The organism is Actinomadura sp. 6N118, assembly GCF_044326415.1.
Lineage (GTDB): Bacteria > Actinomycetota > Actinomycetes > Streptosporangiales > Streptosporangiaceae > Spirillospora.
On the sequence record NZ_JBIRAZ010000030.1, the window covers coordinates 83,452 to 101,849 of the forward strand.

The following is an 18,398-nucleotide window of genomic DNA, read 5'->3' on the forward strand; positions in this document are numbered from 1 at the left end:
ATGCAAAGCCCTGTCGCAGCTCCCCGGAGGAGATCACAGACGCCCACGCCCCCTTGATCAGCAGAGCGCCGACGTCGCCTTGGCCTCGTGCCCCAATGCGTCACTGGCCCGGCACGGTTCCACGCTTCTCGAACTCCACTCCGCCCCCGCCAGACAGCAGGTCGATGACGCGGCCGCGGAGTGCGTGTGGACACAGTGCGTGTGGACACATGGGCCGCTGGTAGCAGGCATCCACCCCGAACGCCCGGCCGCCACCGGGCCGTCGTGATCGGTGCCCTCCAGCCGAATGTCAGACACACATTACTTACCGACTGGTAAGGATCATCGGGTCGCCGTTCAGGGCCCGAATCGATGCCCTCCTCCGGCGGGAGAGCGGCTTGCCTGCGCTCTTCCTGCTGAATGGATAGCCGCCCCGCAGGCGGTGTGAACCCACCGTTGGGCGGCTCCATTCAAGGGTGTCTTTTGTCAGGGCCGACCTACAGGTGCCCCGGGTCGGGACGTCCTCTACGCCCCGAATTCGTGGCGCCGGGAAACAGGAGTCTTATGCCAATTCGTTCGTCCTGCTGGCCAGGGTTTGCGCCGCGTTCTCCCACGGCGTCAGCGAGCCGGTGGGCTCGTAGCGACGCAGGGGCTGTGTTCGGGCCATGAGCGCGCGCAGATCGCTGAGGTCTCCGATCAGCCCGGCCGCCCGTGCCTGCACACCGATGTTGCCCAATGCGGTGGCTTCGGCAGGCCCGGCGATGACGGGCAGACCGAGGGCATCGGCGGTGAGCTGGCAGAGGAGGGGGTTGTGGGACCCCCCGCCGACGAGGTGGACGACCTCGACCTCGTGCCCGGACAGCTCTGCCGCCTGGTGGATCACGGTCCGGTGACCGAGGGCGAGGCTGTCCAGGATGCAGCGGACATATTCGGCGCGGGTGTGCGGTACCGGCTGGTCGGTGCGCTCGCAGTAGGACGCGATACGGGCGGGGATGTCGCCCGGTGACACGAACGACGGATCGTTGGGATCGATGACGCAGCGCAAGGCCGCCACCTCAGCTGCGCGATCGAGAAGGGCAGGTAGATCGGAAGCACCAAGGTTCCAGGTACGCAGTGATTCGGTGAGCAGCCAGAGCCCCATGATGTTGCGCAAATACCGGACGGTGCCGTCGACACCAGCCTCATTGGTGAAGTTGGCGGCTCGTCCTTCCTCACTCAAAATCGGTGCGTCGACCTCGACTCCGGCCAGCGACCAGGTGCCACACGAGATGTAGGCGAACTTCTGGTCGGTGACGGGGATCGCGGCGATCGCCGACGCGGTGTCATGGGAAGCGACGGCTGTCACGGGGGTGCCCGTGAGTCGGCCGAGATCCAGCAGCCTCCCCGCGGGGCTACCCGGCAGTCGCAGCTCCGGGAAGATCTTGCGCGGGAGGCCGAGAGCGCCGATGAGCTCATCCGACCAGCCTCCAGTACGGGCTTGCCAGAGCCCGGTGGTGGAGGCGTTGGTCCATTCCGCCCCCCGTTCACCGGTGAGCCAGAAGGAGATCAGATCAGGAATCAGCAGGAAGGTGTCCGCCCGGGCCAGGAACGGCTCGGCCGCCAACTGATAGAGGGTGTTGAACGGGAGAAACTGCAAACCATTGATCTGGTAGAGCCGCTCAGCGGATATGCGCGCGTGCACCTTGTCGATCACCGCGGCGGTACGGCCGTCGCGGTAGTGGACGGGGTTGCCGAGCAGCCGGCCATCCTCGTCGACGAGCCCGTAGTCGACGGCCCATGAGTCGATGCCGACCGAAGCCAGGCGGTCGGACTCGATGCGTGTGAGCCCGTCGACGATGTCGCGGTACAGGCCCAGCACGTCCCAGTGCAAGGTCCCGTTGACGTGGACCGGCCGGTTGGCGAAGCGGTGCACCTCGGTGATGTCGAGCCGGTCAGGCCCGACGTCCGCCGTGATGACGCGCCCACTGGACGCGCCGAGATCAACCGCGGCGAACGTGGTCATCTGAGGAATACCTCCAGCGTGCGGGGGCCGTGGACTCCCTCGACCCGGGACAGTTCGATGTCACTGGTGGCCGAGGGCCCCGAGATGAACGTCAAGGGACGCGTCAGGTCGAGGCGTGCCAGGGCTTCCGGGACGTCGGCGGCGATCTGGTCGGGCGTGACGACGACCAGGTGATGGTCGGGAACGAGGGTGAGTGCCCGGCGTCCCTGACGGGGCCCGTGGTCCAGCACGATCGTTCCGGTCTCGGCGATCGCGACAGCGCAGCCGGTGATCACGCCGGCGACGGCCTCCAGGTCGTACGGCTCGGTGACCATGCGGTCCGCGAGTCCGGTCATCCACTCGGCCGGGAGGTCGGGCGGTATCACGTACGGTCCTTCGCGTAGCGCGTTGAGCAGGGCCTCGGGGAGTTCGCCGACCGGCGCGTCGTGGACGATGGCGCGGTAGTCGGCGAGCCGTTCGGCCAGCAGCTCGCGGAGGTCATGCTCGTGATGGCGGATCAGGTAGCCGCGAGTGATCTGGTCGTACTCGGCTGCCGGATCGCCAACGCCGGAGTCGGCTGCGGGATCGTCTGCGCCGGAACTGCGGAGCCGGTCCAGGATGGCTTGGCGTGCGCTGGTCAACGGCCTTCCTTCCACCATTGGCGGAACGACTGGGCGGGCGGGACGGGCAGGTCACGCGTATCCGCCCAGGCCCTGGGCACCCGGACGTGACGGGCGAACCGCCGCCCCCGGATAGCGGCTTGCTGTACGGCGGCCAGCCGCTTGGAAGTACGCAGGCTCCAAGCGGCGGCGCTCATCGCCAGCCGCTCGGGCGCCTTCTTGGGTGCCCGGGCCCGCAGGTGGACGAGGATTCGAGGAATGTCGATGGCGACGGGGCACACCTCATAACACGCTCCGCACAGAGACGACGCGAAGGGAAGTGAGGCATCGACGTCAGACCCGATGCCCCTGATCTGGGGTGACAGGATCGCGCCGATGGGCCCGGGATAGGGCGAGCCATAGGCGTGCCCGCCTGCGCGCGCGTAGACGGGACATACGTTGAGGCAGGCCGAGCAGCGGATGCAACGCAATGCCTCGCGTCCCACGGGATCGGCGTTGATGGCGGTCCGCCCGTTGTCGAGCAGCACGAGATGGAACGCCGACGGCCCGTCTCCGGCATGCACCCCGGTCCAGGCCGAGGTGTAGGGATTCATCCGTTCCGCAGTCGAGGAGCGGGGGAGTACCTGCAGGAAGACCTCGAGATCGCGGGCGGTCGGCAGGAGCTTCTCGATGCCCATGACGGTGATGAGAGTGTCCGGAAGCGTCAGGCACATGCGGCCGTTGCCCTCCGACTCGACCACCAGGACGGTGCCGGTCTCGGCGATCGCGAAGTTCGCGCCTGAGACTGCGACCTTGGCCGATAGGAACTTGGCCCGCAGATGCCGCCTCGCGGCCTCGGCCAGCGCAGCGGGCTCATCGGTGAGGTCGGCCGGTGCCGACGGCATTGTCCGCTGGAAGATCTCGCGGATCTCGGCCCGGTTTTTGTGGATGGCGGGGACGAGGATGTGCGACGGCCGGTCGTCGCCGAGCTGGACGATGAGCTCGGCGAGGTCGGTCTCGTACGCGGTGATGCCACGCTCGGCGAGCGCCTCGTTCAGCCCGATCTCCTGCGTGGCCATGGACTTGACCTTGACCACCTCCCGCTCGCCGGTCTCCTCGACCAGCCGGGCGACGATGGCGTTGGCCTCGTCGGCATCACGCGCCCAGTGCACCGTCCCACCGGCCGCGGTGACCTTCTCCTCCAGCATCCGCAGGTAGTGGTCGAGATGCCGCAGCGTGTGATCCTTGATCTGCCGAGCCGACTCCCGCAGCTCCGCCCAGTCGGGCAGCTCGGCGACGGCCCGCTCCCGCCGCTCCCGGATCGTCCCGGTGGCGTGGGCGAGGTTGGCCCGCAGCCTGGTGTCGGCGACCGCCTCGCGAGCCGCCTTCGGGAACGAGGGCAGCCCGACATAAGTAGGCATCCTCCCCGCGTCGCCTGGGGCGGTCATGTTGTGCTCGCCAGGATTTCGGCCAGGTGCATGACGCGGACGCCGCTGCGTTGGCGGGTGAGCGTGCCGCCTATGTGCATGAGGCAGGAGTTGTCCACGGCGCAGAGCACCTCGGCTCGGGTCTGCTTGACGGCGGCGACCTTGTCAGCGCACATGGCCGCCGACACGTCGGCGTTCTTCAGGGCGAACGTGCCGCCGAAGCCGCAACATTCGGTTGCGTCGGGGAGGTCGACCAGCTCTAGGCCGTCGACCTCCCTGAGCAGCTGTTGTGGCCGGTCGCCGAGCTTCAGCATCCGCAGGCCGTGGCAGGTCGGGTGGTAGGTGACCCGATGCGGGAAGACCGCGCCCACGTCGGTGACGCCTAGGACGTCGACGAGGAGTTCGGAGAGCTCGTGAACGCGTGGGGCGAGCGACTCCGCGCGTTTGCCCAGCTTTGGTCGTCCGGCCTCGTGGGCGACAGTGCTGTGCCAGTCACGGACCATCGCGGCGCAGGAGCCTGATGGAACGACGATGGCGTCGTAGCCTTCGAAGGTTGTCGTGAACGCTTCCACCAGGGGGAGTGCGTGGTGGGGGTAGCCGCTGTTGAGGTGCATCTGGCCGCAGCATGTTTGGGCTAGCGGGAAGTCCACCTCGTGCCCTAGGCGTTCCAGGATGGTGACGACAGCCTTGCCCGTTTCCGGGAAGAGCGTGTCGTTCACACAGGTGACGAAGAGTGCGATCTTCATCAGCGGAGGAACGCCGCCGCGACTCCGGCGTCGACTGGGACGTGGAGGCCGGTGGTGTGCGTGAGGTCGCCGCCGGTGAGCGCGAAGACCGCGTTGGCCACGTGCTCTGGGAGCACCTCGCGCTTGAGGAGCGTCCGTTGGGCGTAGAACTCGCCCAGCTTCTCCTCCTCGACGCCGTAGACCGCCGCACGGTTGGCGCCCCAGCCGGACGCGAAGATGCCCGAGCCGCGGACGACGCCGTCCGGGTTGATGCCGTTGACGCGGACGCCGTGTTCACCGAGCTCGGCGGCGAGCAGGCGGACCTGGTGGGCCTGGTCGGCCTTGGCGGCGCTGTAGGCCACGTTGTTGGGGCCTGCGAAGACCGCGTTCTTGGACGAGATGTAGACGATGTCGCCGCCCATGGCCTGGTCGATCATGATCTTGGCGGTCTCCCGGGACACCAGGAACGAGCCGCGGGCCATGACGTCGTGCTGGAGGTCCCAGTCAGCGATGGTGGTCTCGAGGAGGGGTTTCGACAGGGAGAGGCCGGCGTTGTTGACCACCAGGTCCACCCCGCCGAAGGCCAGGACGGCGGCGGCCAGGCCCGAGCGGATGTCGTCCTCGCTGGTCACGTCGGCTGCCACCGCGATCGCCACGTCGGTCCCGCCGAGCTCGGCCGCGACCTTCTCCGCCGACGTGAGGTCGCGGTCGGCGACGACCACGCAGGCGCCCTCGGCTGCGAGCCGCCGGGTGGTGGCCGCGCCGATGCCCGATCCGCCGCCGGTCACGAACGCGACGCGTGTCGCGAGCGGCTTGGGCTTCGGCATGCGCTGGAGCTTGGCCTCCTCCAGCGACCAGTATTCGATGCGGAACTTCTCGGCCTCGTCGATGGGCCGGTAGGACGAGACCGACTCGGCGCCGCGCATCACGTTGATCGCGTTCACGTAGAACTCGCCGGCCACGCGGGCGGTCTGCTTGTTCGCGCCGAACGAGAACATCCCCACGCCCGGCACCAGCACGATCGCGGGGTCGGCGCCGCGCATCGCGGGCGAGTCGGGGGTGGCGTGGCGCTGGTAGTAGGCCTCGTATTCCACCCGGTAGGCGGCGTGCAGCTCGCCCAGCCTCTCCTTGACCTGGTCGAGCGGTGCGTTCGCAGGCAGGTCGAGGACGAGCGGCGCGACCTTCGTACGCAGGAAGTGGTCTGGGCAGGACGTGCCGAGCGCGGCCAGTCGCGGGTGCTCGTCGCGGGAGAGGAACTCCAGCACGACGTCGCTGTCGGTGTAGTGCCCGACCTGGGGCCGGTCCGTGGACGCCATCCCGCGCAGCAGCGGGAACAACTCGGCCGCCCGGGCGTGCCGTTCGGCCTCCGGCAGCGGTTCGTAGCCAGAACGCACCGGCCCGAACGGGTCGGGACGTCCGTGCTCAACCAGGTACGTCTCGGCCGTGCGGATGATCTCCAGGGAGTTGGCCTGGCACTCGGCCGAGGTCTCACCCCAGGCGGTGATGCCGTGGCCGCCCAGGATCACGCCGATCGCCTGCGGGTTCTCCGCCTTGATCTTCGCGATGTCCAGCCCCAGTTGGAAGCCCGGGCGCCGCCACGGCACCCACGCGACCCGGTCCCCGAAGATCGCCTGAGTGAGCGCCGCGCCGTCGGCCGCCGTCGCGATCGCGATGCCGCTGTCGGGGTGGAGGTGGTCCACGTGCTCCGCCTCGACCAGACCGTGCATGGCGGTGTCGATCGACGGTGCCGCGCCGCCCTTCCCGTGCGCGCAGAAGTCGAAGGCCGCGACCATCTCGTCCTCGCGGTCCACCCCGGGGTAGACGTCCACGAGGGCGCGCAGCCGGTCCAGCCGCAGCACGGCCAGGCCCGCGGCGGTCAGCGTGCCGAGGTCACCGCCCGAGCCCTTGACCCACATCAGCTCCACGGGCTCGCCGGTGACCGGGTCGGTCTCGGCGCCCTTGGCGGAGGTGTTCCCTCCGGCGTAGTTGGTGTTGCGCGGGTCCGATCCGAGCGTGTGGCTGCGGTTCAGGAGTTCTTCGACGATGCTCATGGTCGTTCAGGCCCCCCATCCGGCCTGGGTGCCGCCGACGCGTTCGGCGACGATCTTCTCGAAGTAGCCCGACGCCTTGTACGCGGCGATCGGGTCGGCCGACAGCCCCTTGTCCTCGCGCCATTGCGCGAGCAGCGGGCGGACATCGGTGTTGTAGGCGTCCATGAGCACGGCGTTGGCGCCCAGCACGTCGCCCGTGTCCTGCGCTGCCTTCAGCGCGGGGGCGTCGACGAGCAGCGCCTTGGCCGTGGCCTCCTGGACGTTCATCACCGAGCGGATCTGGCCCTGGATCTTCGGCTCGATGTTGTGGCACTGGTCCAGCATGAAGGCCACCGCGGTCGCCGGGTCGAGCCCGCCGCCGCGGACGACCTCGTGCATGATCCGGAACAGCTGGAACGGGTCGGCCGAGCCGACCATCAGGTCGTCGTCGGCGTAGAAGCGGGAGTTGAAGTCGAACGCCCCGAGCTTCCCCGCGCGCAGCAACATCGCGACGATGAACTCGATGTTGGTGCCCGGCGCGTGGTGGCCGGTGTCGACGCAGACGACCGCCTTGGGGCCGAGGGCGACGCAGTGCGCGAACGAGGTGCCCCAGTCCGGCACGTCCATCGTGTAGAAGCTCGGCTCGAAGAGCTTGTACTCCAGCAACATCCGCTGGTGCTGGCCGAGCCGCTCGTACACCTCGGCAAGGGCGTCCGCCAGACGGTCCTGGCGGGTGCGGATGTCGTCCTGGCCCGGATAGTTCGTCCCGTCCGAGAACCACAACTTCAGGTCGCGCGACCCGGTGGCGTCCATGATGTCGACGCACTCGAGCAGGTGGTCGATCGCCTTGCGCCGCACGCCGGGGTCGGGGTTGGTGACCGAGCCGAGCATGTAGTCGTCGTCCTGGAAGACGTTCGCGTTGATCGCCCCGAGGCCGACCCCGAGCGAGCGCGCGTACTCCGCGAGCGCCGCGTAGTCGTCGACCTTGTCCCAGGGGATGTGCAGAGCGACGGTCGGGGCGGCGCCGGTGAACGCATGCACCTGAGCCGCGTCAGCGATCTTCTCGTACGGGTCGCGGGGCACCCCCCGCTGCGCGAAGACCTTGAAACGCGTGCCGGAGTTGCCATACGCCCACGAGGGCGTCTCGATCATCAAATCGTCCAGGCCGGCGATGCCGCCCGGCGGGGGGGTGCTGTCAGTCATCGTCTCTCATCCCCGAATCAGCGCTTCTAGTCAAGGTGGAAGACCTCGGTGAGCGGCACCATCCCGGTGTCGGGAGCGGTGCCGTCCAGGTCCTCGAAGTAGGGAGCCATCTCGTTCTGCCAGCGGGCGTTGACGTCGGTGGCGGCCATCCCGGCGAGCGCGGCGGCGAAGTCGTCGGTCTCGAGATAGCCGACGAGCAGGCCGTCCTCGCGCAGGAAGAGGGAGTAGTTGCGCCAACCGGTCTCACGGAGCGCGTCCAGCATCTCGGGCCAGACGCGCTCGTGAGCCCTTCGGTATTCCTCAAGCCGGTCTTGGCGGACCTTCAGGAGAAAACAAACCCGTCGCATGGGAGCCATCGGCCTCTAGAACCTCTAGAAGTCGAACTGGTCGATGTTCCCGGTGTTGAAGACGGTGGGCGGGCCGAGGATGACGACTCCGTCCTTGCCGATCGTCTTCTTGCCGAGCTTGCCGGCCTCGAACGTCTCGCCCTCCTTGCCGGTGATCTGCCCGGAGGCGAGCGCGCCGCCCGCGTACGCGGCCAGGAAGCCGAGGTCGGCGGGGTTCCAGAGCTCGAACTCCTTGACCGTGCCGTCCTTGACGAACTTGCGCATCTGGTTGGGCGTGCCGAGGCCGGTCAGCGCGACCTTGCCCTTGTACGGCGAGCCGGACAGGTACCGGGCCGCGGCGGCGATGCCGACGGTGGTCGGCGAGATGATGCCCTTGAGGTCCGGGTAGGACTTGAGCAGGCCCTGGGTCTCGGTGAACGACTTCTGGTCGTCGTCGTTGCCGTAGGCGACCTTGACGAGCTGGATGTCCTTGTACTCGGGCTTCTTGAGCTCGTCCTTCATGAACTCGATCCAGGTGTTCTGGTTCGTGGCGTTCGGCGTCGCCGACAGGACCGCGATCTTGCCCTTGTTGCCGATCTGCTTGGCGAGCAGCTGGACCTCGGTGCGGCCGATGTCCTCGGCGCTGGCCTGGTTGATGAAGACGTCACGGCCCGCGACGGCGGCGTCGGAGTCGTAGGTGACGACCTTGATGCCCGCGTTACGTGCGTTCTTGAGCGCCGGGACGACCGCGTTGGAGTCGTTGGCGGAGATGACGATGACGTCCTGCTTCTGCTGGGTCAGGGTGTTGATGTAGGACACCTGGCTGGAGGCGCTGGCGTCGGACGGGCCGACCTCCTTGCTCTCGCCCTTGAACGCCGAGACGGCGTCGGCGCCGCCCTTGTTGGCGATCGTGAAGTAGGGGTTGTTGATCTGCTTCGGCAGGAAGGCGATCTTCAGCCCGGACTTGAGCGGCGCGTTGGGGTTGGCGCTGGCGCCGCCGCCCGCCGCCGGAGCCTCGGTCTTCGCGTCGTCCTTCGTGGTTCCGCCGCAGGCGGTGAGCAGCACGCTCGCCACGGCCAGTGCCGTGAGCTTTGGCAAAAGTGACATCAGACGGACGTTCCTTCCATGAGGGGTGGTGGTGTGACCGTCCGGGACTTGCGATTCCGGACGAGCGTGGCGAGGTTGGGAGCGAGTACGGAGGAGATGAGCAGGAGGCCGGTCACGAAGTTGAGGACCTCGTTCGACACGTCGGCGAGGATGAGCGCGTTGCGCAGCACGCCGAACACCAGGACGCCGGTGAGGACGCCCGGGAGCGTGCCCCGGCCGCCGAAGAACGACACCCCGCCGAGCAGGACGGCCGCGACGACGGCCAGTTCCAGGCCGGTGCCGTTGTCGGCGCGGGCGCTGGAGTAGCGCAAGGTGTAGACGATCCCGGCCAGGGAGGCGAACACGCCGGACGCGACGAACAGCCAGAGCTTGATGCGCTTCACCCGGATCCCGGCGAAGTAGGCCGCCTCCTGGTTGTAGCCGAGCGCGAAGACCGACCGGCCGAGCGGGGTCGCGTGCAGGATCACCCCGGCGATCACGGCGAGGACAGCGACCAGCAGGATCGGCTTGGGGATCGGGCCGATGGAGCCGGTCGCCCAGCCGGTGTAGGCCTGCGGGAAGTCGGCCACGGCCTTGTCCCCGAGCACCACGTACGCCAGTCCTCGGTACAGGGCAAGGGTGCCGATCGTGACGGCCAGCGAGGGGAGCCCGAGCCGGGTCACCAGCAGCCCGTTGACCAGGCCGCAGACGGCGCCGACGACGAGCGCGATCGCGAAGATCGACTCGAGGGTGAGGCCCGCGTCCCAGAGCGTGCCGATGATCGCGCTGGTCAGGCCGAGTGTCGAGGCCACGGACAGGTCGATCTCACCGGTGATGACGACGAGGGTCAGCGGGATCGCCATGAGTGCGATCTCCGAGACGTCCAGCAGGAGGAACGACATGTTCGACGTGCCGGCGAAGCCCTCCACGGTGAGGGAGGCGACCGACCAGGAGCCGATCAGCAGCACCAGCAGCGCGCTCTCCCACGACATCAGCCTGTTCTTCACATCGTTCATCGGGTCACCTCCGCGACCATCGGGGCGGTGTCGACGTTCATCGGGTTGCCTCCGCGACCGTGTTCATCGGGCCGCCGCCGCGGCCATCGGGGGTGGTCTCGACGGACCGTTCACGGCTCTTCTTGCGCAACCGTGCGGCGAGCCGCAGCGCGAGCAGCCGGTCCAGGACGATCGCGGCGAGCAGCAGCGCGCCGTTGATGGCGTACTGGGCGAGCGAGTCGACCTTCAGCACGGCCAGGGCGCTGCTGATCGAGGTCAGCAGCAGCGCGCCGAGCGCCGCGCCCCATGCGCTGCCGACGCCACCGGAGATCGCCACGCCGCCGACGACGGCCGCGGCGACCACGTCGAGTTCCTTGCCGGTGGCCACGGTGGCGTCGAGCGTGCCGAACCGCGCCGCCCACAACACTCCGGCGAGTCCCGCGATCGCCCCGTTCAGCACGAACACCGTCAGCAGGCGCCGGGTGACCGGAACGCCGGCCAGGACCGCCGCGTCGGGATTCGAGCCGATCGCGTACAGCTCACGGCCCGACCGGAGGTTCGCAAGCCCCCAGCCGACGGCGGCCAGCACCGCCAGGGTGATCAGCGGCAGCACCGGCATCCCGAGGATCTTCGCGGTGCCGAGGGACAGGAAGCCCGAGGGCATGTCGGCCGCGTTGACCTGGCGGCCACCGGCGAACCAGTAGTCGACACCGCGGATCACGTACAGCGTGCCGAGCGTCGCCACGAGCGCCGGGATCCGGAAATAGGCGACCAGGGCACCGTTGACGACACCCCATACCGCGCCGAGCGCGATGCACGCGATGGCCACCACGATCACCGGCAGGCCCTTGTGGTCGGCCAGCAGCACACCCGCCATGAACGCGGACAGTCCCGTGATCGAGCTGACCGACAGGTCCACGTTCCGGGTGATGATCACCATGGCCTGGCCGATGGCCAGCAGTCCGATGATCGAGGCGTTGAGCAGGATGTCGCGGAAGCTGTCGAACGAGAGAAACCCGGAGTTGGCCAGCCCGGTGACGACGAACAGCAGGACCGTCGCGCCGACGATGCCGAGCTCGCGGATCCGGCCCAGGCGTTCCAGGGTGCCGTTCATGCGCGCGACGTTCACGTGCGTGGCGTTCACGCTGCGGCCTCCCCGCGTCCGGTGGCGGCGGCCATGACCTTCTCCTCGGTGGCGTCGGCCCGGGCGATCTCGGCGGTCAGCCGTCCCTCGTGCATGACGAGGATCCGGTCGGCCATGCCGAGCACCTCGGGCAGGTCGGACGAGATCATCAGAACGGCCAGGCCCTCGGCGGCCAGGTTCGACAGCAGGCGATGGACCTCCGCCTTGGTCCCGACGTCGATGCCCCGGGTCGGTTCGTCGACGATGAGCACCTTCGGGCCGGTCGACAGCCACTTGCCGAGGACGACCTTCTGCTGGTTGCCGCCGGACAGGACGCCCACGGCGTCCGACAGGCGGGAGTACTTGAGCTGGAGGCGCGTGGCCCAGTCGGTGGCGAGGGCGCGTTCGGCCGAACCACGGATGATCGGGCCGCGCCGCAGCCGCTTCATCCCGGTGACCGCCATGTTGCGCTCGATCGACAGCTCCATCACCAGGCCCTGCTGCCGCCGGTCCTCGGGCACCAGCGCGACACCGGCGGCCATCGCGGTCGTCGGTGACCCCGTGCGCAGCGGCTTGCCCTCGACCGCCACTGACCCGGCGTCCCAGCGGTCGACGCCGAAGATCGCCCGGGCGACCTCGGACCGGCCCGCGCCGACCAGCCCGGCGAGCGCGACGATCTCGCCCCGCCGCACGTTGAACGAGACGTCGGTGAAGACGCCCTCGCGGGTCAGCCGGGACACCTCCAGGGCGACCTCGCCCGGGTCGACCGCCACCTTCGGGTAGAGCTCGGTCAGCTCGCGGCCGACCATGCGCTGGACGAGGTCGTCCTCGGTGAGGTCGGACACGGTCTCGGTGGCGATCCAGGCGCCGTCCCGCAGGATCGTCACGCGCTCGCAGAGCGAGAAGATCTCCTCCAGCCGGTGCGAGATGAACAGCAGCGCACAGCCCTGGGACGCCAGCGTTCGGGCCACGGTGAACAGGCGATCGACCTCGCGTCCGGTCAGCGCCGCCGTCGGCTCGTCCATGATCAGGATCTTGGCGTCGCGGGAGATCGCCTTGGCGATCTCGACGACCTGCTGGTCGGCGATCGACAGGCCGCGCGCGGGCCCGGCCGGATCCAGCACCACCCCGAGCCGGGCGAAGAGCTCCTCGGCGGCGGCGTTCATCGCGCCCCGGTCGAGCCGGCCGAACGCGCCGCGTGGCTGGCGGCCCATGAAGATGTTCTCCGCGACCGTGAGGTCGGGGAACAGCGTGGGCTCCTGGTAGATCACCGCGAGCCCGGCGTGCTGGGCGTCGGCCGGGCTGTGGAAGACCACCGGTTCGCCGTTCAGCAGGACTTGGCCGTCGTCGGGGCGGTGCACACCGGCGAAGGTCTTCACCAGCGTGGACTTGCCCGCCCCGTTCTCCCCGGCCAGTGCGTGGATCTCCCCCGCGAACAGGCTCAGGCGGACCCCGCGCAGAGCCTTGACCGCGCCGAACGACTTGCTCACGTCGGCAAGCGCCAGCACGGGCGTCGGATCGCTCACCTGCGGCCTCCTGGTCTCATCTCTGGGTCCCTTAGGTAAAAATCGTTTTAATTCCGAATGTGGTGTGGACAGTAGATGTGAGCTGGGACACCAGTCAAGACCCGGAGAGCAAAGAGACCTAACCGATTGACACGTTTTACTTCGCGCTCCGGCATGTGGCATGCTTCACCCGTTCACCCACGGACAGCCAGCGAGGGCCCATGGCGAGCAGTGATCCCGACCACCGCGACGGGACGATCGGCATCAAGGAGGTCGCGCTCGCCGCGGGGGTCTCACCCGGGACGGTCTCCAACGTGCTGAACCGGCCCGAACGAGTCGCGGCCGGCACCCGCGCCCGCGTCATGCAGGTCATCAGCGAGCTCGGCTTCGTCCGCAACGGATCGGCCTCCAGCCTCAGGGCGGGTCAGGGCAAGCTCGTCGGCCTGATGGTGCATGACCTGGCCAACCCGTTCTTCACCGCGCTGGCCGCGGGCGTCGAGGACCTGATGAGCGAACGCGGCTACGCGGTGATCCTCTGCAGCTCCGCGACCTCGGTCGAGCGCGAGGACAGGAACGTGCGGATGCTCGCCGAGCAGGGTGTCCGCGGCGTCCTGGTGACCCCGGTGCAGGACGGCCGCGACCGGCTCAAGCTGCTGCACGAACGCGGCATCGGGACCGTCATGCTCGACCACGCCGCCACCCGCCCGCAGCAGTGCTCGGTCAGCGTCGACGACATCGCCGGCGGGCAAACGGCCGTCGCCCACTTGCTGGACCAAGGAGCGCGCGACATCGCGTACGTGTCCGGGCCGCTGACGATCCGCCAGTGCGCCGACCGCCGCGCGGGCGCGCTCAAGGCGGTCAGGCAGATCCCCGGCGCGACGCTGCGCGAGGTCGAGGCGTCCGACCTGACCCCCCGTTCGGGCCAGGAGGCCGCCGAACATCTGCTGGCCGAACTCCCCGACGCGATCTTCTGCGCCAACGACCTGCTCGCCATGGGAGTCCTGCGGGCGCTCCTGCAACAGGGCGTCCGCGTGCCCGAGCGGGTCCTGCTGATGGGCTACGACGACATCGAGTTCGCGACGGCCTCGGCCGTCCAGCTCACCTCGATCCGCCAGCCGACGTACCAGCTCGGACGGATCGCCGCCGAACTCCTCCTCGAGGAGTGCGACAACCCCGACGACCACGCCCACCAGGAGATCCTCTTCCAGCCCGAGCTGGTGATCCGCGAGTCCACCACCCGCTGACCTGGGCGCGCTAGTCCACTGACTCCTTCAGGACCTTGTGCTTGGGGCGGGCCCTGAAGCCGTCCATGGCGCCCCTGTAGGTGGGATCGGCCAGCTGGTTGGTGGCCGACTTGTTTTCGGGTGACGCCGGGATGGACTGGCCCAGGAGCTCCGTCACAGAGATCGCCTGAAGCCTGTCGAGAAAGGCGCCGATGCCGGGGTATTTGGCGTTCATCTTCTTCAGGACCCCAAGCCTCTGCAGCAGGTCGAGCCGCGTGAGCCTGTCGAGCAAGCGGGCCAGTTCAGGGTCGGATCCACCCTGGCCGGCACCGTGCGCAGCGGAAGTGGGCGCGGGCGCAGCGGGAATGCCGCTGGCCGCGACAGCGACGCCCGGCAGCGCCGCTGGCAGCGCAGTGGTGGCCACGGCGGTGGCCAAGAGCAGGCCCGCCACGCGAAGGGAACCCTTCATGCTGGTGCTTCCTCTCTTCGACAGGTGAACATCAGCGATCCTCACCGGCACCCTGGCAGCCCCAGCCCGGGCGAACCACCGCCCAACCCAATCCACACCGAATCCTGGCCCGGAGAAGAGGGCCACAGCCTGGCGCCACAGTCTGGTACGGCCGACAGCGACCAGTTTTCCGGACTGGTGGTGTCCATCCATGCGAGAGGACCCACCGGGAGAGGATGAACGGTTGAGCACCGACGTAATAGGTAATGAGAAAGGGCGAATGACGCCCAAGCAGGCATGGGTGTTGGGGCTCGCTTCTTTGGCGTCGTTCATGATGGCCCTGGACAGCATGATCGTGACCACGGCGCTGAGCACGATCCGGCAGGATCTGACGGCATCGCTCGAATCACTTGAGTGGACGGTCAACGCGTACAACCTGACGTTCGCGGTGCTGCTGCTGACCGGAGCGGCACTGGGCGATCGGTTCGGGCGCCGGCGGATGTTCGTCGCCGGCCTGGCGGTGTTCACCGTCGCGTCGGTGGCCTGCGCGGTGTCCCCGAACATCGGGTCGCTGATCGCGGCCCGGGCGTTGCAGGGTGTCGGCGCCGCGATGGTGCTGCCGCTGTCGCTCACGTTGATCAGTGCGATGTTCCCGCCGAGGCAGCGGGGCAAGGCGATGGGGTTGTATCTGGGCCTGACGGGCCTGGCGACGTTCGGCGGCCCGTTCATCGGTGGTGTCATCGCCGAGGGGCTGGCCTGGCAGTGGATCTTCTGGCTGAACCTGCCGCTCGGCCTGATCACGATCATGCTCACGGCGCGGCGCGTGGACGAGAGTGTCGGCCCGAACAGCCGGTTCGACCTGGGAGGGGTCGTGCTCGTGACGCTGGGCGCGTTCGGCATCGTCTGGGGTCTGGTGCGCGGGAACGCGGCGGGTTGGAGCAGCGCGGAAGTCGTGGGCGCGCTGGTGCTCGGAGTCGCGCTGGTGGTCGCCTTCGTGCTTTGGGAGCAACGGACGAAGGCGCCGATGTTGCCGATGCGGTTCTTCCGGGTGAGGGCGTTCGCCACGGCCAACCCGGCGAACTTCGCCGTGTTCGCTTCGCTGTACGGGACGTTGTTCTTCCTCGCGCAGTACTTCCAGACCGTGCTCGGTGAGGGGCCGTTCGGTGCCGGCCTGCGGCTGATGCCGTGGACCGCGACGCTGATGGTGTGCGCGCCGATCGCCGGCGCGCTGGCCGACAGGATCGGGGAGCGGGTGTTCGTGGTCGGCGGCCTGCTGCTCCAGACGGTCGGAACGGGCTGGATCGCCGTGGTCGCCGACACCGACACCGGCTATCTCGAACTGCTGCCCGCGCTGATCGTCGGCGGGGTCGGTCTGACCATGGCCATGCCCGCGGCACAGAAGGCGGTCGTCGGAGCGGTGCAACCACAGGAGATCGGCCAGGCATCCGGCGCGTTCATGATGCTGCGGATCTTCGGCGGTGTGTTCGGCGTCGCCGTCGCCGTCGCCATCTTCGCGAGCGTGGGTGGCTACGCGTCAGCCGAGGAGTTCAGCGAGGGCTTCGCGGCGGCGATGGGCGCGCTCTCGGCACTCGCGTTCATCGGCATGCTCGTCGCGCTCGGCATACCGGCCAAACGACCGGTTGCCATGACAGCGCCACCACAGGCGACAGCCGCCGGCGTCCGCGACACCGCATCGCCGGACGTGGCCGGGCGATCCGCGTGAAGCCACGCCTTGTCGATCCGTAGGCCAGCGAGTGTGGTGGTCTCCGGCTTGATCGCACGGATCGCTTCACGGGCGCCCTCGCCTTTCCTCGTCGGATGAGCCGGAAGGATGGAACGGTTCGTACGGATGGGATGGGATGTGCGGGCTTCGGGCGAGTAGGGATATGAGTGCCATCCAGGCCTTCAGACGGCCGCGCGGGAGACCCGCAGATCTGCCGAACGGGTTCGCCGCGATCTTCGACGACCACTACGACGAGATCCACCGCTACGTGGACCGTCGGCTGGGCGCGGACACCGCCGATGACATCGCGGCGGAGACTTTCATGATCGCGTTCCGCAAATGGGACCAGTTCGATCCCGAGCAGGGGGCGGTGCGGTCCTGGCTGTACGGAATCGCGACCAGGCTCGTCAGTCGCCATCGCCGGAACGAGGTACGCCGCTACCGGGCGATGGCCCGGATGCAGCAGGACGCGCCAGAAGAGGAGGGCCATGAGGAGGCGGTGGCGGCGCAGGTGTCCGCCACCGCTGTGAGGGGGCAGTTGGGGGCGGCTCTGGCGAAGTTGTCCAGCGGGCAGCGGGATGCGCTGCTGCTGGTCGCGTTGGCCGACCTGACCTACCCGGAGGTCGCGCAGGCGCTTGGTGTGGAGTACGGGACGGTCGCTTCGCGGCTGAGCAGGGCGAGGAAAAAGGTACGTGAGGCGCTCGGGGGCGTCGATCCGATGACGGAGGGTCAGTGATGGACGAGCTGAAGATGCTGAGCGACGCGCTGACCGAGGAGCGGCCTGCTTCGCCGCAGACAAAGGAGGAGGTGTGGCGGCGGCTCACCAATGAGGCCACCAGGAAGCGCGCGGGCCAGGCTCGACCGTGGGCGGGCCAGGCTCGACCGTGGAGGCGCTCGACCCAGCCGCGCTTCAGGTTGGCGCTGGTCGCGGGGATGACCGCCGTCGCACTGGCAGCAGGTGGGGCGTATCACCTGTGGAGCACGCGACCGCTGTATAGCCCGGAACCGCTCGCAGGGCACAGTGGCCCTGCGGCCAACTTCATGCTGGCGGCAGCAAACGCGAAGGAACGCAACATCAAGGAAGGCCGCTACTGGTACACGCATCTGGTGGGGGGCCGAACAGCGGTCGTACGGTCCGCGCATGGCCCCTACACGGTCGAGGTCACGGGCGGCGAGTACCAAATCTCCGGTACGACTGACAACGCCCTGGGCAACGGTATGTCGTCCAGGGGTTGGAGCGACGAGGAGCACGAGATCGGCGTGCGGCCGGTGAGCCCGGAAGACCGGAGGCTGTGGGTCAAGGATGGCCGTCCCGGCCCCACCGTGAGCCACGGACCGACCGGAGGCATCGGGGTCGACGGGCGTCCTACGCTGGAGGAACGCGGTGTCGAGGCATCGGGACAGTCCGAGAGGGGCCCGGTGATCGGTGAGGGCGCGCATCTCGACTTCGATGTGGAGACCGCACGGAAGTTGCCGGCCGACCCGTCCAAGCTGCGTGCGTGGCTGCTGAACTACGCCACGAAGTTCGACCACAGGCGGCTCAAGGACCCCGACCTCTACCTGTTCACGCGCGCGTCGATGCTGCTCATCGAACGGCCGGTGTCCGATCGGGTGCGCGTCGCCACGTACCGGATCCTGGCGAGCCTCAAGGGCGTCCAGATCGTGACCGCGACTGATCCCATGGGCAGGAAGGGGCAGGCCATCGCGATGCGGCAGACCGACACCGCGTTCGGGACGCTGGAGTGGCAATTGTTCATCGAACGGACGACTGGGCTCCTCACCGCGAGCCAAGCCGTGGTGGTCACCCCCGGGACGAAGAACGCAAACCTCAAGCCGGGCATCCGCCAGTTCTTCGAGGTCGTCAAGAGGGCCGAGTGGACGAACGCCGATCCCGAGTCTTTCTATCCGGCCTGGGTGAGGGAATTCGATCGCGGGAAACCGCCGCGCTGACTGGCGAGCAGCACTACCTCGCTACCGGGTGTGCGGAGGGCCCGGGAGCGAGACGGGGCCTGCTCGGCCGTTGGC

The 18,398-nt window shown here is 68.6% G+C and carries 16 protein-coding genes; 4 read left to right on the top strand and 12 right to left on the bottom strand.

Annotated elements, in window-relative coordinates; translation table 11 throughout:
• Positions 1-541: 541 nt before the first annotated feature.
• From ACH34W_RS48455 to ACH34W_RS48505, 11 genes are read right to left on the bottom strand one after another with little or no spacing between them, the layout of a single operon-like run.
• Positions 542-1,981, bottom strand: coding sequence for a rhamnulokinase family protein (locus tag ACH34W_RS48455; protein ID WP_395968034.1), 1,440 nt, complete (start codon positions 1,979-1,981; stop codon positions 542-544).
• Positions 1,978-2,601: a lactate utilization protein C gene (locus ACH34W_RS48460; RefSeq protein ID WP_395968035.1), complete on the bottom strand. Its 624-nt coding sequence runs from the start codon at positions 2,599-2,601 to the stop codon at positions 1,978-1,980. Before ACH34W_RS48460 ends, ACH34W_RS48455 begins: the two co-directional genes overlap by 4 nt.
• Entirely contained in the window at positions 2,598-3,980 is a 1,383-nt protein-coding gene (locus ACH34W_RS48465) for a lactate utilization protein B (protein ID WP_395968036.1), read from the bottom strand. The genes ACH34W_RS48460 and ACH34W_RS48465 overlap by 4 nt, the downstream gene beginning before the upstream one ends.
• Before the next feature lie 23 nt (positions 3,981-4,003).
• On the bottom strand, positions 4,004-4,732 hold the full coding sequence (locus ACH34W_RS48470) for a (Fe-S)-binding protein (RefSeq protein ID WP_395968037.1): 729 nt from the start codon (positions 4,730-4,732) through the stop codon (positions 4,004-4,006).
• Complete coding sequence (locus ACH34W_RS48475; RefSeq protein WP_395968038.1) at positions 4,732-6,762, bottom strand: bifunctional aldolase/short-chain dehydrogenase; 2,031 nt, start codon at positions 6,760-6,762, stop codon at positions 4,732-4,734. Before ACH34W_RS48475 ends, ACH34W_RS48470 begins: the two co-directional genes overlap by 1 nt.
• Before the next feature lie 6 nt (positions 6,763-6,768).
• Positions 6,769-7,944, bottom strand: coding sequence for an L-rhamnose isomerase (gene rhaI / locus ACH34W_RS48480; protein ID WP_395968039.1), 1,176 nt, complete (start codon positions 7,942-7,944; stop codon positions 6,769-6,771).
• Between the two features lie 26 nt (positions 7,945-7,970).
• Positions 7,971-8,291: an L-rhamnose mutarotase gene (locus ACH34W_RS48485; protein WP_395968040.1), complete on the bottom strand. Its 321-nt coding sequence runs from the start codon at positions 8,289-8,291 to the stop codon at positions 7,971-7,973.
• Between the two features lie 24 nt (positions 8,292-8,315).
• Positions 8,316-9,377 (bottom strand): rhamnose ABC transporter substrate-binding protein, encoded by a 1,062-nt coding sequence (gene rhaS / locus ACH34W_RS48490; RefSeq protein WP_395968041.1) that lies wholly within the window; start codon positions 9,375-9,377, stop codon positions 8,316-8,318.
• Positions 9,377-10,372 (bottom strand): ABC transporter permease, encoded by a 996-nt coding sequence (locus tag ACH34W_RS48495; RefSeq protein WP_395968042.1) that lies wholly within the window; start codon positions 10,370-10,372, stop codon positions 9,377-9,379. The genes rhaS and ACH34W_RS48495 overlap by 1 nt, the downstream gene beginning before the upstream one ends.
• 37 nt (positions 10,373-10,409) lie before the next feature.
• A complete protein-coding gene (locus ACH34W_RS48500) occupies positions 10,410-11,495 on the bottom strand; it encodes an ABC transporter permease (protein ID WP_395968043.1) in 1,086 nt (361 codons plus the stop codon).
• Positions 11,492-13,000 (bottom strand): sugar ABC transporter ATP-binding protein, encoded by a 1,509-nt coding sequence (locus tag ACH34W_RS48505; RefSeq protein WP_395968044.1) that lies wholly within the window; start codon positions 12,998-13,000, stop codon positions 11,492-11,494. Before ACH34W_RS48505 ends, ACH34W_RS48500 begins: the two co-directional genes overlap by 4 nt.
• A gap of 200 nt (positions 13,001-13,200) precedes the next feature.
• Here ACH34W_RS48505 and ACH34W_RS48510 point away from each other — a divergent pair, with 200 nt between their 5' ends.
• The gene (locus ACH34W_RS48510; RefSeq protein WP_395968045.1) at positions 13,201-14,223 is read left to right on the top strand and encodes a LacI family DNA-binding transcriptional regulator; all 1,023 of its coding nucleotides are present in this window, start codon (positions 13,201-13,203) and stop codon (positions 14,221-14,223) included.
• Between the two features lie 10 nt (positions 14,224-14,233).
• On the opposite strand, the gene ACH34W_RS48515 is transcribed toward ACH34W_RS48510, so the two are convergent.
• Complete coding sequence (locus ACH34W_RS48515) at positions 14,234-14,671, bottom strand: hypothetical protein (protein ID WP_395968046.1); 438 nt, start codon at positions 14,669-14,671, stop codon at positions 14,234-14,236.
• Between the two features lie 190 nt (positions 14,672-14,861).
• Here ACH34W_RS48515 and ACH34W_RS48520 point away from each other — a divergent pair, with 190 nt between their 5' ends.
• From ACH34W_RS48520 to ACH34W_RS48530, 3 genes are all read left to right on the top strand, one after another.
• Entirely contained in the window at positions 14,862-16,373 is a 1,512-nt protein-coding gene (locus ACH34W_RS48520) for a DHA2 family efflux MFS transporter permease subunit (protein ID WP_395968047.1), read from the top strand.
• A 163-nt stretch (positions 16,374-16,536) separates the two neighbouring features.
• Entirely contained in the window at positions 16,537-17,109 is a 573-nt protein-coding gene (locus tag ACH34W_RS48525; RefSeq protein ID WP_395968048.1) for an RNA polymerase sigma factor, read from the top strand.
• The gene (locus ACH34W_RS48530; protein ID WP_395968049.1) at positions 17,109-18,323 is read left to right on the top strand and encodes a hypothetical protein; all 1,215 of its coding nucleotides are present in this window, start codon (positions 17,109-17,111) and stop codon (positions 18,321-18,323) included. The genes ACH34W_RS48525 and ACH34W_RS48530 overlap by 1 nt, the downstream gene beginning before the upstream one ends.
• Positions 18,324-18,398: the final 75 nt, after the last annotated feature.

Coding starts and splice junctions, on each gene's coding strand:
- ACH34W_RS48455 (WP_395968034.1), bottom strand. CDS start 1,981: ATGACCACGTTCGCCGCGGTTGATCTCGGCGCGTCCAGTGGGCGCGTC.
- ACH34W_RS48465 (WP_395968036.1), bottom strand. CDS start 3,980: ATGCCTACTTATGTCGGGCTGCCCTCGTTCCCGAAGGCGGCTCGCGAG.
- ACH34W_RS48470 (WP_395968037.1), bottom strand. CDS start 4,732: ATGAAGATCGCACTCTTCGTCACCTGTGTGAACGACACGCTCTTCCCG.
- ACH34W_RS48475 (WP_395968038.1), bottom strand. CDS start 6,762: ATGAGCATCGTCGAAGAACTCCTGAACCGCAGCCACACGCTCGGATCG.
- rhaI (WP_395968039.1), bottom strand. CDS start 7,944: ATGACTGACAGCACCCCCCCGCCGGGCGGCATCGCCGGCCTGGACGAT.
- ACH34W_RS48485 (WP_395968040.1), bottom strand. CDS start 8,291: ATGCGACGGGTTTGTTTTCTCCTGAAGGTCCGCCAAGACCGGCTTGAG.
- rhaS (WP_395968041.1), bottom strand. CDS start 9,377: ATGTCACTTTTGCCAAAGCTCACGGCACTGGCCGTGGCGAGCGTGCTG.
- ACH34W_RS48495 (WP_395968042.1), bottom strand. CDS start 10,372: ATGAACGATGTGAAGAACAGGCTGATGTCGTGGGAGAGCGCGCTGCTG.
- ACH34W_RS48510 (WP_395968045.1), top strand. CDS start 13,201: ATGGCGAGCAGTGATCCCGACCACCGCGACGGGACGATCGGCATCAAG.
- ACH34W_RS48515 (WP_395968046.1), bottom strand. CDS start 14,671: ATGAAGGGTTCCCTTCGCGTGGCGGGCCTGCTCTTGGCCACCGCCGTG.
- ACH34W_RS48520 (WP_395968047.1), top strand. CDS start 14,862: ATGCGAGAGGACCCACCGGGAGAGGATGAACGGTTGAGCACCGACGTA.
- ACH34W_RS48525 (WP_395968048.1), top strand. CDS start 16,537: ATGAGTGCCATCCAGGCCTTCAGACGGCCGCGCGGGAGACCCGCAGAT.
- ACH34W_RS48530 (WP_395968049.1), top strand. CDS start 17,109: ATGGACGAGCTGAAGATGCTGAGCGACGCGCTGACCGAGGAGCGGCCT.